The sequence below is a fragment of the Meiothermus sp. genome (assembly GCF_025056915.1).
In the GTDB taxonomy this organism is placed as follows: Bacteria; Deinococcota; Deinococci; order Deinococcales; family Thermaceae; genus Meiothermus.
Genome location: NZ_JANWVH010000027.1, coordinates 19,203 through 33,285 on the forward strand (window position 1 = coordinate 19,203; position 14,083 = coordinate 33,285).

Below are 14,083 nucleotides of genomic sequence, written 5' to 3' on the forward strand. Positions count from 1 at the left end.
GGGCTCGAGCTTGTACCGCAGCTTCACCGGCTCACCTCCAGCCCCAGCGGGGCTATCTCGCCCCAGATTTCCCACTCCACCTCCAGCGGTAGCACCGCCTGCACCTTGCGGATGAGCGCGTACATCTCGGCGGCGGTGGCCCCCCCCAGATTCACCAGGAAGTTGCCGTGTTCGTGGCTGATCATGGCCCGGCCCACGGTGGTGCCCTTGAGGCCTTGCTGGTCAATGAGTCGCCCGGCGGAGTCGCCCGGGGGGTTTTTGAAGGCGCAGCCCGCGCTCTTCTTTTTGGGCTGGCCTTTGCGGGCGGCGTCAACCAGGGCTATTTTGGCCCGCACCGCTTCTTCGGAAGTTGGGGTGAGTTTGAGCCTGACCCGGGTGACGATGCTGCCCTCGGGCAGTTCAGAGTGGCGGTAACGGAAGCCCAGTTCCGAAGGCCGGTAGCGGTGCAGCTTCCCGTCGTGGAAAAGCTCCACCTCCTCCAGGGCCTCGGCCATCTCTCCAAAGCGGGTGCCGGCGTTCATCTTGACCGCTCCCCCCACCTGAGCCGGCACCCCGTGCAGGCCCTCCAGGCCGCTCAGGCCCAGCCTTGCCGTGGCCTGCAGCAGGCTGGGCACCAGCGCCCCAGCCCCCACCCAGCCCGAGAGGTCGGGGTTCCACAAAGCCCACTCACCCGAGAGCCGGATGACCCGCTCGGCCACCCCCAGGTCGGAGACCAGCAGGTTGGAGCCATTGCCCAGCACCCGGTAGGGAGCCTGGGTGGCCTCTATCAGGTCGGCCAGGTTTTCCACCGTCCAGACCTCGGCCTCGCCCCCCACGCCGAGGGTGGTGAGTCTGGCCAGCGGCAGACGGGCTATTTTCACGGTTTCACCTCGCGGCTGTTGCCTGCGCCCTTGGCCCCGGTCATACCGCCTCCTGCTCTGCGGCGAGCTGGCGTCCCAGCCTCGAGACGCTTCCGGCCCCGATGGTCAGAATCAGGTCGCCCTGGGTTGCCGTCTGGCGCAGGTGTTGCAAAATGCGCTCCCAGCTATCGTAGCGGGCCGGATGCCCCCTGGTTTGCAGGTGCTCCACAATGCGCCCGGCAATCTGGGCGCTGGAGAGGGTGAGGGGGCTTTCCTCGGCGCTGTAGACATCGAGGATCAGGGCCTCGTCGGAGAGCTCGAGGGCCTCGGCATAGAGCGGCCACTCCTGCTCGCTGCGGCCAAAGCGGTGGGGCTGGAAGACCGCCCGCACCCTAAGCCCAGTGTTTCGGGCGGCCTTGAGCAGGGCTTGGAGCTTGGTGGCGTTGTGGGCGTAGTCGTCCACAATCAGAGCCCCGTTGAGCTCGCCCACCTTCTCGAAGCGGCGGCTGGCCCCGGTGTAGCGGAACAGCCCCTCCTGGATGGCCTGGAAGGGAACCCCTGCCACCAGGGCCGCAGCCGAGGCCGCCAGGGCGTTGCTGATGTTGTGCTCGCCGGGCACCTGCAAGCGCACGGGGCCCAGGGACTGGCCCTGCCAGACCAGCTCAAAGCGGCTGCCGAAGGGCTCGAGCTGAATATGGGCAGCGTGGCAGTCACCCCCCGACAAGCCAAAGCTGCTGCGGGGGCAGCCCTGGGTCAGCTCCTCCAGCAGCCGCCAGCGGGGTTCGCCGTTGTAGATGACGTGGCGGGCTCGGCTGGCGAAAGATTGCATGGCCTCCTGGAGGGCCTCGAGGGAGGCGTGGTAATTGGGGCGGGCCTGCCCGTCGGGCGAGACGTGGTCGGCCTCGAGGTTGGTAATCACCGCCACGTCCAGCTCCAAAAAGCGAAACAGGGGGTCGGACTCGTCCACCTCGGCAATCCGGTAGCGCCCCGAGCCCACCTTGGCGCTGCCCCCAATCAGGCCCAGCTCGGCCCCCAAGAGCACCGTGGGGTCGCTCTGGGCCGCAATGAAAATGCTGGCCAGCATGGAGGTGGTGCTGGTCTTGCCGTGGGAGCCGGTCACCCCCAGGCTGAAGCCACCCTTGAGGATTTCGGCCACCACCTGAATCCGCCGCCAGACCGGTATGCCCAGGGTCTGGGCCACGGCCAGTTCGGGCTCGCTGTCCTTGATGGCGGTGGAGGCTACCAGCACGTCCACCCCCTCGAGGTGGGCCGGGCTGTGGCCCTGGGATACCTGGATGCCCTCGCGCTCGAGGCTCCTGGTCAGGTCGGAGAGCTGGCTATCGCAACCGCTGACCCTGTGTCCATCCTTGCGCAGAATGCGGGCCAGCCCACTCATGCTGATACCGCCAATGCCCATCAGGTGATAATGCTTCACGCCACCTCCAAAACAATCTGGGCCAGCCGCCTGGCTGCGCCGGCTGGCGATAACTGCCCAAGTCTATCGCGGATTTGGGCCCGTGTGGAAGGGGCCAGCAGTGTATTAAGTTCGGCCTCGAATTGGGCCCAGGACTCAAGCCGCAGGGCCGCGCCGCGTTCGGCGTAGAAGCCCACGTTGGCCCACTGGGCGCCCCCGTCCAGGTTTCGGGGCAGCGGCACCCCCAGCACCGGCACCTGGTGGTAGGCCGCTTCGGCCATGGTGCCCGCCCCGCCACGAGTGATCGCACAGTCCGCCGCGCTCCAGGCCAGCACGCTGTCCACGTAGCCCCGCACAAAGTAGTGGGGCCGTTCTTTGGCCTTGAGCTCGCGCTCCCAGCGCACCCCGCACTGGTGCAGCACCTGCCACTCGCCCAGCAGGGGATATAGCCGCTCGGGCAGCTGCTCGTTGAGTTCGAGGCTGCCCTGGCTGCCGCCCAGCACCAGCAGGGTCGGGCGTTCGGGGTCCAGGCCAAGAGCGGCCCTGGCTTCGGCCCGGCTGCGCTTTTCTTCCCGCACCGGGTAGCCCACCACCTGGGTTTTGGCGGCCAGCCCTGGGGCCAGGTTCATGGGGGTGGCAAGGGTGACCCTTCGGGCCAAACGGGCCAGCATGCGGTTGGCCAGGCCGAGCTGGGCGTTTTGTTCGTGGATCACCAGGGGCACACCGCGCAGGGCCGCCACAAAAGCCACTGGGAAGCCCGCGTAGCCCCCCATGCTGAGCACCACCCTGGGTTTTAGCGCCTCGACCACCCGCCCCGCCGCCCAGAGGCCCCTGAGCACCTTCAAGCCTTCGGCAGGCCGCAGGGCGTCGCGCGAGAGCTTGCCGGCTGGAATCATCCGGTAGGGCAGCCCGCTGCCCGGCAGCACCCGCTCTTCAATCCCACCCAGCGCCCCCACATAGGTCACGGGCTCGCCGGCTTCCAGCAGGGCCCTCGCGGCTGCCAGACCCGGGTAAAGGTGGCCGCCGGTGCCGCCGCCGGTCACAATCACCATGCGCCTCCTTGAGCGGGTCGCCAGCAGACGCCTGGGAATGGGTAGGGGAGTGCGGGCGCAAAAGTTGCTGGGTTCCAGTGCGCCGGCCTGCGGGGGCGGTGTCCCCTGGCCTTTTTTTCGGCTAAGCCCCTATGCAGTTTCACCCTCGAGCCTCCGCTGCTTGACCCGGTTGCTTATGGGCAAAAGCCTCCCTCGAGAGCGCCTGCAAGAGCCCCATGGCCAGCCCGGCCATCAGCATCGAGTTGCCGCCCATGCTGACCATGGGCAAGGGCGAGCCACCGATGGGGATGGTGCCGATCACGGCGGCGATGTTGAGGGCGGCCTGCAACACCAGGTAGAGGGTCAGGCCCAGGGCCAGCACGCTCAGGGAGCCTTCCAGGTTGGCGGCAATCTGGAGCCCCCGGGCCAGAATGAGCCACAGGGCCAGCAAGACCATCAGACCGGCCAGCCACCCCCCCGACCAGATAATCGAGGCCAGCACGAAGTCGTTGTGCGACTCGGGCAGGTTGGGCATCCGAGCCCCCACCCCCTGCCCAAAAAGCCCTGCGTTCACGATAATCTTGTGGGCCTGGGTAATCTGGTACAAAGGCCCCCGGATTACCTCCGGGCTGAGGTCGCTGACCCGCCCGCTTACATAAGTGCTCCACCCCTCGAAGCGGTCGCGCACCTTCTCGAAGCGGTCGAGGTAGAGGCCCGAAACCGAGAGGGCCAGAATCCAGGCGGTGGCCCCAATGGCCAACAGACGCCGCCAGGGAACCCCAATCACCACCAGCAAAAAGCCCGACAGCAGCAGCACAAACAGGCCCGTATCGAGGTCGGGCGAGGCGATGATCAGGCCCGCTGCCAGGCTGATGGCGAGGATGGGGCCGATGATGGGGTAGTCGGTGGGTTTGTTGTGGAAAAAGGCCGCCAGGTAAAGCACCACTGCCAGCTTGGCCAGCTCCGAAGCCTGCAAGTTGAAGGAGGTGAAGGGCAGGTCAATGAAGCGGCGCTCGCTGCCCGGCCCGAACCCCACCACCAGGTTTGCCACCAGCAGCAAGAGCGAAAGCAGGAAAAAGGGCCGCGCAGCCCAGATGGCCCAGGTCGGGCGCAAACGCGAGACCAGCAGCATCAGCAAAAGCGAGAGGGCCATGTTGCGCAGGTTTTCCAGGCTGTGCTGCTCCGGGGCGGCCCGCATCCAGTCGGAGGTAGCGACCCCCAAAGCTGAAAGGGCAAAAAGCAAAAGCTGTGCCAAGAGAAGAATGCTATCCACCCATACCTCCCATACCCAGCACCACTTGGCGGAATACCTTAGAGCGCTCCTTGTAATCCTTGAACTGATCGAACGAGGTCGCCAGCGGGGCCAGCAGCACGCTGCCCGAGGAGAGCCGCCGCAGCGACTCGCGCACGGCCTGCTCCAGGGCCCTGCGCCCGTCGGGCTCGCCGATTTCCACCACCTCGGCTAAGTCCTGGAAGGCGGCGGCCAGGCGGCCCCCGTCCTGGCCAACGGCCAGAATGAGCCGCACCTTCCGCCCCACCACCTCGCGCAGCTCTGCCACCGGAGCGCCCTTGTCCACCCCGCCCAGAATCCAGGCCACCGGGGCGGGGGCGGCTTCCAGTGCGGTGCGTACCGCATCGAGGCGGGTGGCAATCGAATCGTCTATGAACTGAACACCCCCGATGCGGGCGAAGACCTCGTAGCGGGCCTCGGGGTGGGGGGCGGTGGCCCGGAAGGCTTCCAGGGCAGCGGGGGTGGGCTCCTGCGAGAACCGCCCGGGCTGCTCCCGTCGGACGATATCGGCATAGGCCAGTGCAGCCTGTAAGGCCGCGTTCAGGTTGGTCTCGCGGGGGTCGGGCTGGGGTTCGAAGGGGTAGCGCCGGGCCGGGCTGCCCTCGATGCCGGCCAGGATTTTCGGGTCTTTTGCGTTGTAGACCAGGGCATCCTGGGCGGTGAGGTTTCGAATCAGGTTGAGCTTGGCGGCGTGGTAGGCCTCTAGACTGCCGTGCCGGTCGAGGTGGTCCACGCCCAAAAGGAGCAGCACCGCCACCCTGGGCCGGAAGTGCCGGACGCGCTCGAGCTGGAAACTGCTCAGCTCGGCGGCCACCACCTCGGCCCCGTCCACCACGCGGGCTAGGGGCGGGTCAATGTTGCCCCCCTCCAGGGCTTTGAAGCCCAGCGCCCGCAAAAAGTGCCCGGTGAACAGGGTGCAGCTGGTTTTCCCGGCGGTGCCGGTGATGCCGATCAGGGGGGTGCTGGAGTGGCGGTAGACCAGCTCGGCCTCCCCAATCACCTCGGCCCCGCCTGCTTGCAGGGCTTGGAGCCGGGGGTGCTGGATGGGCACGCCCGGCGCAGCGATGACCTCGAGGTAGGCCCCCGGCTGGGGGTCGGGCTCGAGGTCAAACCCCAGCGCCCGGGCCTGGGCGGCTTCTTCGGGCTTGAGCTGGTCGTCGAAGAAGCGCGCTGGCAGGCCGTGCCGGTGCAGGTAGTCCAGCACCCCCAGGCCGCTGCGTCCGAGTCCGTAGACCAGCCTCATGCCGGCCCTCCCCACAGGTGCGCGGCCAGGGCGGTGCAAAGCGCCGTGACCACCACAAAGCGGAACACCACCTTGCTTTCGGGCCAGCCCGACAACTCGAAGTGGTGGTGCAGCGGGCTCATCTTGAAGAAGCGCTTGCCGGTGCGGCGGAAGTAGCTGACCTGGATGAGCACCGAGAGCACCTCGAGCACCGGAATCAAAGCCGCCAGGGGCAGCCACCAGAGCTTGCCCTCCAGGATGAAAAGCCCTGCGACCAAAGCCCCCAGGGCCATGCTGCCGGTGTCGCCCATGAAGACCGTGGCCCTGGGTGCGTTGTGCCACAGGAAGCCCAGCAGGGCCCCGACCATGGCCTGCGCGGTGGGCAGCCCCATAAAGGGCAGCAGAATTACCGCCGAGACGCTGGCCAGTAGCCCATCCACCCCGTCGGTAAAGTTGAAGGCGTTGCAGGCGGCAATGATGACCAGGGTGAAGAGCAGCACGTCCAGCACGGGATAGGGCGTGTACTGCACCTGCCGGGCCGCCCAGATGGCAAAAATCAGGCTCATGAGCCCCTGCACCACCAGCTTCTCGCGGGCCTTGAGGGGCCGGCGCAACGAACCGGCCAGGTCGTCGGCCAGGCCCAGGAGGGCCATGCCCAGCACCAGCAGCCACAGCTCGGCCCAGCGGTCGCCCCCCGAAAGCCCGTAGACCAGCGCCGCGGCCAGCAAAAAGGCCACCCCACCCATGCTGGGAGTGCCCATCTTGGCCAGGTGGCTCTGGGGCCCCTCGGCCCGCACCTGCTTACCCAGGCGCAAAGCCTGCATCAGGGTAATCCAGAGGCCCACCAGGAACCAGCTCAGAAGGGCGGTGGCGGCCAGGGTGTTCACGGCACCTCCAGATGTAGGGCAGAGGGGTCTGGATGCGAAGCCCAGGCTGGGAAGAGAGTGTGGCTGGCCGGGTCGAGGTTCAACCGCAAGGTGAGGAGGCGGCCCGCCTCGAGGGTATAGAGGTACACCCCGTCGCTTTGAAGCCCGCTGAAAACCCCGGCCCGGAAGCCCAGCCGCAGCCCCTCCGGACTGAGCCGGAAGAGGCCCTGTGGGGTGAGGACATAAAGGTCTTCCAGCACCACTGCGGCCTTCACCCCTGCGGGCAGGGGAAAGCGCAGCCGGTCGGGCAGGCGCAGGGCCTCGGGGCCCAAGGCGTACACGTAGCGCTCACCAGCCGCCAGAAAGCTGTAGCGTCCCTCGGCCAGCCGGCGGCGCTCGAGGCTTACCCCCTGCTCGTCCAGCCAGTAGACCCCCTCTGGGGTGTGGAGCGCATCCCTGGCTTTGTAAAGGCGGCTGCCCTGCCCCGGCACAAAAAGCCGGTCGTCCAGCCCCACCAGGGGCAGGGGCCGGGCCCGCACAAAGGTGGGAACGCCCGGCAGCGGCAGGCTATCCTGGATGAAGCCGTTGCGGTAAACCAGCAGTTGATAGGGGTAGGCTGCCAGCAGGGTCTCGCCGTTGCGGGCCACGTGGGGGGTGGGGCTTGGCAGGGCCAGTTGCAGCCCGGCGGCCCGCACAAAGCGACCTTCCACCACGCCGCCCTCGACCAGAACCGGCTCGCTGGGGGGGCTGGCGGTGGGCTCTGGGGCGCAGGCCGCCAGCCAGAGGCAGGCGAGAAGCCCGAGCCTCATGCTTCCTCCTTCGGCCAAAACTCAAGGAGCCGCTCCAGCCCCACGCTGCGCGAGGCCTTCAGGTACACCAGGTCGCCGGGCCGAACCTGCCCGGCCAGGTAGGCGGCGGCCTCCTCGAGGGTCTCCACCGCCACACCCCCTGCCCGCGCGGCCTGCGTTGGGGCGAACGGCCCGATAAAGAGCAGGTGAGGGCTGACTTGAGCGGCCCGCTCGGCGGCCTCGAGGTGGTGCTTTAAGGCCTCTTCGCCCAGCTCGGCCATGCGGCCCAGCACCAGCCATTTGCGGCCCGGCTGGGTTTGCAGGAAGTCCATCCCGGCCCTGAAGGATAGGGGGTTCGAGTTGTAGGCGTCGTGGATGAAGTCCACCCCCCCCAGCCGCAGCCGCTGCATCCGGCCCGGAGGCAGCTTGAGGCCGGCCAAGCGCTCGACGGTCTCGCCCAGGGGTTGGCCCAGCATCCGGCAGGCGGCCAGGGTAGCCAGCGCCCCCAGCAGCGGCCCCAGGCCCGGATAGGGAAGGGTCACGGAGTGCCCCTCGAAGCGGAACCGGGTCGCCTCCAGGCCCAGCTCCACGTCTTCGGCCCGGAAGTCGCCGGCCTCGAGGCCGTAGGTCTTCAGGCCCGGCAGCCGTACCAGCTCGGCGGCCTGGGTGCTGGCCAGGCGCAGGGGGCTTACCTGCAGGAGCCAGCTTTCCTCACGAATCACGTTTTCCAGGTTGCCAAGCCCCTCCAGGTGCTCTACCCCCAGGCTGGTGAGCACGGCCAGGTCGGGCCGGGCCAGGTAGGTAAGCTCGGCCATCTCCAGAAGCCGGTCAATGCCCAGTTCCACCACGCAGCCGGGGCCTTCCTCCAGGTGAAAGAAGAAGCGGGTCAGGCCCGGAGCATTGTTCAGGTTGCCCTCGGGGGCGGGCCAGCCCAGGCCCTGGGCCAGGCACTCCTTGGTGGTGGTTTTACCCGAGCTGCCCCCCACCGCCAGCACCAGGCCGCCGAAGCGGTCGCGCAGGGCCCTTCCCACCACCAGCAAAGCTCGCTCAGGCCGCTCGACCTGCACCGCGCCGGGGTGGGCCTGGTCGGTGACCACGAAGGCGGCCCCGGCCTGAAGGGCCTGGGGGCCAAAGGCCCGCCCGTGGGTCTGGGCCCCGGGAAGGGCAAAAAAGGCCATGCCCGGCGCTATTTTCCTCGAGTCCCAGTGCAAATCGTGGGCCGTGGTGGCACCTTCATGCACCTTGCCGCCCGTCAGGCTGGCCACCCAGTGGGGTTGGAGTTCTTTGGCCCCTTTCGTCTGCACCATAGCCTCACATGAGTATTGTCATGAAGTTGCACAAAACACTCATCGCTTGACCAGTTTACCCTTGCTAGATGAGTTGTCCAACTGGGGTGGAACACCCCAAAGGGCCAGGAGCCGCGCCGCGATCTCGCGGTAGATGGGGGCGGCTACCTGCGAGCCGTGAATCCGCTCGCCCTTGGGGTGAAAAAGGGTCACCACCACCGTCACACGGGGGGCGTTGGCCGGAATAAAGCCGGCGAAGAGCGCTGCATAGACGCTCTGGCTGTAGCGGCCATTCACCACCACCTGCGCCGTACCGGTTTTGCCGCCCAGAACGTAGCCGGGCAGCCTGGCCTTTTCGGCGATGCCCTCGGTCAGGGCTTTGCGAATATCGCGGGCCACCTGGGGCCGGAACACCGCCGCGCTCTGGGAGGTATTGCCCTCAAACAGAATGGGTTGGCGGTAGACCCCGTCGCCAGCCAGGATGTTGTAGGCCGCTGCGAGGTGCAGGGGGGTGATCAGGAAGCCCTGGCCGAAGGTGGCGTTGGCGTACTCGGCAGGCCCCCAGCGGTGCACCGGGCGAACCTGGGGGGCGGCCACCTGCACGGCAATCCGGGGCTGGTAGGAGAGGGGCGGCAGCAGCTCCTTATCCATGAAGTGCATCTTCTTGAAAAAGCTGTACAGCGTTTCGCGTGGAATTCGCTCGGCCAGGGTGGTGATGCCCACATTGGACGAGAATTTGAGCACCTCGCTCAGGGTGAGGGTCTCGGGGTGCTTGACCACATCATTGATGGTCCAGCCTGCGATGCGGCGGCTCATGGGTGCATAAACCCTGGTGTCCAGCCGGGCCATGTTTTCCTCCAGCAGCACCGCCGCGGTGAGGGGCTTGATGGTCGAGCCGGGTTCCAGCGCATAGGCGAAGGCATGGTTCCGCCAGGAGGGGTCTTGCTGGCTGCTGCGGCGGGGGGCGGTGGGGTCGAAGGCCGGGCCGTTGGCCACCGCCAGGAGCCGCCCGGTTTTGCTTTCCATCACCACCACCGTGCCCCAGTCGGCCTGGGCGGCCTCGAGGCCCCTCCACAGGGCTTGCTCGGCGATGGCCTGGGTCTGGGGGTCAATGGTCAGGCGCAGGCTGTGGCCCTCTGAGAGCAGTTTTTCCAGGTCGAGCTCGAGGCCCGAAAGCCCCTTGCCGCTGCTGCGCTCGCCAAAACCAATGAGCTGGGTGGCCGAAAGGCCCAGGGGATACAGTCGGGTCTCCTCTGGGGTGCTGAACACCAGCGGGGTGCCATCGGCGGCTTCCAGGCTGCCGCGCAACGGGGGCCCCTCCACCAGGGCCGATGCAGGTCGCAAGGGGAGGCTGGGTGCGTTGTGCCAGAGGACATAAAAACCATAGCCCAGCCCCAGCAGAAAGGCGAAAAAAGCCAGCACCACCACCCAGCCCCGGCTCAGGGCGGCCTGTCCTCTCACGCTCAGGGGGTTCAAGGCCTGCTCCTTTCTGGCTCAACGCCGGGGCGGGCCCAGCGGCCCAGGCTCATGGGGATGTATCCGTGGGCCTCGGCCCACTCCTGCAGCGCCAGCGGAGAAACCAACCGGTAGCGCTCCAGGAGCAGCCGGGTCTCTTTTTGTCTCCGGTCGGCTTCAGCCGCCTGGAGCGCCGTGAGGCGGGCGCTCAGTTGTTGGTTGTAGTGCCCCAGGGCGGTCAGGCCCGACAGCAGCAGCAAATACACCAGGCCCCAGCGAAATACGGTCTTCATACCATGCCTCCATCTATGCGCTCGGCGGCGCGCAGCTTGGCGCTGCGGGCCCTCGGGTTGGCCCGCTGTTCGCTCTCCGAAGGAATAATGGGCTTTTTGGTAAGGGGTCGAAGGAGGGTGGACTCGCGCAGGAAATGTTTGACCAGGCGGTCCTCGAGGGAGTGAAAACTAATCACGACCAGCCTGCCGCCGGGCTTTAGCACCGCCTCGGCCCCCCTGAGCAGCGCCTCCAGCGCCCCTAGTTCGTCGTTGACGTAGATTCGCAGGGCCTGGAAGGTCTTGCGGGCGGGGTGGCCGGCCTCGCGGTAGCCGGTGGCCCGGCGGATCACCTCGGCCAGCTGGGTGGTGGTCTGGATGGGGCGGTTTTGCACAATGAAGCGGGCGATGCGCCTTGAACGCGGCTCCTCGCCGTAGCGGTAGAGGATTTCGGCGATTTCATCTTCGGAGTAGGTATTAACCACCTCGCCTGCCGTGAGCCCATCCTGTCCCATCCGCATGTCCAGGGGGCCTTCGTGCTGGTAGCTGAAGCCCCGCCGGGCGTCGTCGAAATGAAAGCTGGAGACCCCCAGATCGGCCAGGATGCCCTCCACCTGCGGAAAGCCCCGCTTCTTCAGCTCAGGCACCAGCTCGCGGAAGTTGGCCTGAACCAGGGTCAGACCCGCCAGGTTCAGGGCCTGGGCTCGGGCGATGGCCTCGGGGTCCTGGTCGAAGGCAATCACCCGCCCGCCCCGCTCCAGAATGCCCCGGGTGTGGCCTGCCCCGCCCAGGGTGGCATCCACATACACCCCACCGGGTCGAACCGCCAGCCAGTCCAGGGCTTCGTGGTAAAGCACCGAGGTATGGCTCACACCCCTCCTCTGGCGCAAAGGTGGCTGAACGGGTGAGAACGGTCTAGGGGCGGCATACATGGCTCATCCAATCAGGCCGCGCAGGGCCTCGGGGGTGGTGGGGTTCTCCAAAAACTTGGTCATGTTGGCCCACCAGCGGCTCTCGCTCCACAGCTCCAGTCGGGTGGGCGCGCCCACCACCACCGCATCGTTGGTGTCCTCGAGGCCGGCAAACTTGCGCAGGGGTGGGGGGATGGTCACCCTGGAGGCGTTGTCCATCTGGGTCTTGTGGGCCCCAGAGTACAAGAAGCGCACCAGCTCCTGAGCGGCCCGGTCAATGAGGGGCACGTTTTGCAACTGGCGCTCGATGTTGCTCCAGGCCAGCAGGGGGTACATATACAAACAGCCCTCGAGGCCCCTCGTAATCACCACCCCATCCTCAATAAACGAACGGAAGGGCTGCGGAATGACAACCCTTCCTTTGTCGTCGAGGCTATACTGGTGTTCACCGAAGGGCATTTTGTTTTCTCCTGCGCAGATTCGGTTTTCAGGCTCGTCTCCCCACGAGCGTTTCCCACCGGAGGTGCTGTTCTGAACAGTAATGTACCACGCATTCCCCACTTTTTACCACTACCTCCCACCTAAGCCCCACTTTTTCCCACCTTGGGGGGGCTGAGTGGGTGGATTTCCCACTTGCGCTCCGGGGATTATGAATAGGGGACGGAAGGGTGTGAGAATTCGTGATAGGGACGCAAAAATGGCCTATTCGATTCACCCAAAAGGGGGGACTGCCGAAAGCAGCATAGAACCCCCGTGCGAAATTTGAGCGGCGCATGTGAATAAGCCCCCAGCTCCCCAATGCCTTCAGTGGCTGCACCGGAATTCCTTTAGTGCCGAGAAGCGGACGCGGTATGCAAGCCACGGACCTATACCCAGCCGATATCCTCAGACAGGCAGGGAGTGCGGTACAATCGGCACAGAAAGCCCCCCCTGGGCTACGGCCCCAAGGGGGGGACGTGCGTTTGGGGGCTCAGGGTTTGAGCAGGGCCAGGGTGGGGTTCTCCACCTGCAACTCGCCCCGCGCCAGGGCCAGCAGGCGCTCCTGGGGCCAGCCCCGCTCGGCGTTGGTGGGCATGGCGTGCTCGGGCAGGGCCAGGCCGGGGTCGGGCCGGATAGAGCGCAACAGGCTGCTGCGGGAGACGATTTCCTCCCAGTGGAGCCGGGCCGTCAGGTTGCTCAGGCCCAGGCGGCCCTGGCCGTCCATCCAGTAGATGACGGTTTCCATCCCGCTGGGGGTGCGGGAGACCAGCCCCCACACCGCCACCCAGCCGTCCAGGGCCAGGGGCACTAGGTAGGCCGGGTCGTTGAACGCCGGGGGCTCATCCGGCACGGCCAGGCCGGCCAGGTAGCAGTTGAGCGACGTGGCCGAAAAGGGCATGGCAAAGAACGGTAGTTCCATAGCCTCCAGTGTAGCGCCTCAGCGCCGCGTGTATTTATCCCCAGGGGCAATCGTGGAGTATTGAATCCAGGGGGCGATGTCGGGGCTCACCACCAGGCGCGGGCCGCCTTTGTCCACCTGGTGGGAGATGTAATGCACGCCCTCCGGGTCGGCGGTCAGGCGGCCCCAGGCCCAATCCTGGCAGGTCGAAAATCGGCACACGTGCCCATCCCGTGCCGGGCCGGGGGTTGGCGAATCACCCATTTTTGGCGTGACGGATACAAGGCCGTCAAGACATACGCTCGATTGGACAAGCCTGGACTGTCAGCAAATACCAATGCCGGCCCTGACTGCATGGCCGGCACCGGTTGGGTGGTGTGGGAAGAGGCGTAAGCCGGGTTCTGTTTCCGCAGCCATCTCTCTGGGATGAGCGTCGCCGCTCACCTCGAGCGTCCCCGCCGCAGGTCGTAGCGAACCGGGTCAGTTCTGCCTGTCGGACTTACGGGACTTGCAGCAGATGGGGTTTGCCTAGCTGCCCCTGTTGCCAGGGGCACTGGTGCGCTCTTACCGCACCGTTTCACCTTGACCGGGTTACCCCGGCAGTCTGCTTTCTGTTGCACTATTCCGTCGGGTTACCCCGCCCAGCCGTTAGCTGGCATCCTGCCCTGTGCTGCCCGGACTTTCCTCTGGTGAAGCACCAGCGGCTGCGCCCTCTTCCCACCCCCTTATTTTAGCTCAGGCAGACCACCTTGTTAAGGACGGCGAGGTTTGAAACGCCCTTAGACCACCTCCCGTTCAGTGGGGTGGATGCGTCAGGGGGTGTTTGGCCTGAAAGCGGCGAAGATGGGCTGACGCTCAGTGAGGGGGCTACCTCATTCATGGATGATTTTCTCGACGACCTTCTTCACTCGGTCGCCCGGCGCTACCGGCCCGAGCGCCTTGGTCACGATGCCAATGGCTGCCATGGGCGATTTGAGCGAGGCAAAGTCCACATGGGCCCGTATCCAGGCTTCTATTTCAGCCTCGCTCATCTCCTGCGGCAGGTATCTGTCCAGGAAGGCAATCTCAAATGCGTTCTGATTCTCTTCTGCCGTGACCCGCAGGGCTTTGAGAATCTTCACGGCGTCGGCGTCGGGCAGGGGCCTGCCGTCGCCCTTGCGGTCGAGTTCAGCTTTAACCACCCGGGCAAAGTCGCGGCTGGCGGTGTCGCCGCGCTTCATGGCCTCGACGATCTCCTTCTTGATTCCTTCGTAAATCGCGGTGCTCATGCCTTCAGTTTATCGCGCTCTTCACAGAGGTGGCCGCCCACGAAAACGAGAAGGGACAAAGAGAC

The 14,083-nt window shown here is 66.3% G+C and carries 15 protein-coding genes and 1 other RNA gene; all 16 read right to left on the minus strand.

Features of this window, described 5'->3' with window-relative positions; all coding sequences use genetic code 11:
- Window positions 1-23 precede the first annotated feature (23 nt).
- Window positions 24-860 (minus strand): UDP-N-acetylmuramate dehydrogenase, encoded by an 837-nt coding sequence (locus NZN28_RS06285; RefSeq protein WP_295396231.1) that lies wholly within the window; start codon window positions 858-860, stop codon window positions 24-26.
- Between the two features lie 40 nt (window positions 861-900).
- On the minus strand, window positions 901-2,274 hold the full coding sequence (gene murC / locus NZN28_RS06290) for a UDP-N-acetylmuramate--L-alanine ligase (protein ID WP_295396233.1): 1,374 nt from the start codon (window positions 2,272-2,274) through the stop codon (window positions 901-903).
- The gene (locus NZN28_RS06295) at window positions 2,271-3,305 is read right to left on the minus strand and encodes a glycosyltransferase (protein WP_295396237.1); all 1,035 of its coding nucleotides are present in this window, start codon (window positions 3,303-3,305) and stop codon (window positions 2,271-2,273) included. Before NZN28_RS06295 ends, murC begins: the two co-directional genes overlap by 4 nt.
- A gap of 139 nt (window positions 3,306-3,444) precedes the next feature.
- Window positions 3,445-4,557 carry an FtsW/RodA/SpoVE family cell cycle protein gene (locus NZN28_RS06300; RefSeq protein WP_295396240.1) on the minus strand — a complete coding sequence of 371 codons (1,113 nt, stop codon included), beginning with the start codon at window positions 4,555-4,557 and terminating at the stop codon, window positions 3,445-3,447.
- Window positions 4,550-5,818 (minus strand): Mur ligase family protein, encoded by a 1,269-nt coding sequence (gene murD / locus NZN28_RS06305; protein ID WP_295396243.1) that lies wholly within the window; start codon window positions 5,816-5,818, stop codon window positions 4,550-4,552. Before murD ends, NZN28_RS06300 begins: the two co-directional genes overlap by 8 nt.
- Window positions 5,815-6,675, minus strand: coding sequence for a phospho-N-acetylmuramoyl-pentapeptide-transferase (locus NZN28_RS06310; protein WP_295396279.1), 861 nt, complete (start codon window positions 6,673-6,675; stop codon window positions 5,815-5,817). The genes murD and NZN28_RS06310 overlap by 4 nt, the downstream gene beginning before the upstream one ends.
- Window positions 6,676-6,680: 5 nt before the next feature.
- Entirely contained in the window at window positions 6,681-7,472 is a 792-nt protein-coding gene (locus NZN28_RS06315; protein WP_295396245.1) for a hypothetical protein, read from the minus strand.
- A complete protein-coding gene (murF, locus tag NZN28_RS06320) occupies window positions 7,469-8,758 on the minus strand; it encodes a Mur ligase family protein (RefSeq protein ID WP_295396247.1) in 1,290 nt (429 codons plus the stop codon). Before murF ends, NZN28_RS06315 begins: the two co-directional genes overlap by 4 nt.
- Before the next feature lie 39 nt (window positions 8,759-8,797).
- A complete protein-coding gene (locus NZN28_RS06325) occupies window positions 8,798-10,213 on the minus strand; it encodes a penicillin-binding protein 2 (protein ID WP_295396250.1) in 1,416 nt (471 codons plus the stop codon).
- On the minus strand, window positions 10,210-10,485 hold the full coding sequence (locus NZN28_RS06330) for a hypothetical protein (protein ID WP_295396252.1): 276 nt from the start codon (window positions 10,483-10,485) through the stop codon (window positions 10,210-10,212). The genes NZN28_RS06325 and NZN28_RS06330 overlap by 4 nt, the downstream gene beginning before the upstream one ends.
- Window positions 10,482-11,393, minus strand: a complete 912-nt coding sequence (gene rsmH, locus NZN28_RS06335; protein ID WP_295396254.1) for a 16S rRNA (cytosine(1402)-N(4))-methyltransferase RsmH — start codon at window positions 11,391-11,393, stop codon at window positions 10,482-10,484. Before rsmH ends, NZN28_RS06330 begins: the two co-directional genes overlap by 4 nt.
- Window positions 11,394-11,396: 3 nt before the next feature.
- Window positions 11,397-11,831, minus strand: a complete 435-nt coding sequence (gene mraZ / locus NZN28_RS06340) for a division/cell wall cluster transcriptional repressor MraZ (RefSeq protein ID WP_295396257.1) — start codon at window positions 11,829-11,831, stop codon at window positions 11,397-11,399.
- Between the two features lie 511 nt (window positions 11,832-12,342).
- Window positions 12,343-12,771, minus strand: a complete 429-nt coding sequence (locus NZN28_RS06345) for a hypothetical protein (RefSeq protein ID WP_295396259.1) — start codon at window positions 12,769-12,771, stop codon at window positions 12,343-12,345.
- Window positions 12,772-12,789: 18 nt separating this feature from the next.
- Window positions 12,790-12,972, minus strand: coding sequence for a hypothetical protein (locus tag NZN28_RS06350; protein WP_295396262.1), 183 nt, complete (start codon window positions 12,970-12,972; stop codon window positions 12,790-12,792).
- Between the two features lie 152 nt (window positions 12,973-13,124).
- Window positions 13,125-13,470: RNase P RNA component class A (gene rnpB, locus NZN28_RS06355), an RNA gene on the minus strand.
- Between the two features lie 152 nt (window positions 13,471-13,622).
- Window positions 13,623-14,018, minus strand: coding sequence for a GatB/YqeY domain-containing protein (locus NZN28_RS06360; RefSeq protein WP_295396265.1), 396 nt, complete (start codon window positions 14,016-14,018; stop codon window positions 13,623-13,625).
- Window positions 14,019-14,083: the final 65 nt, after the last annotated feature.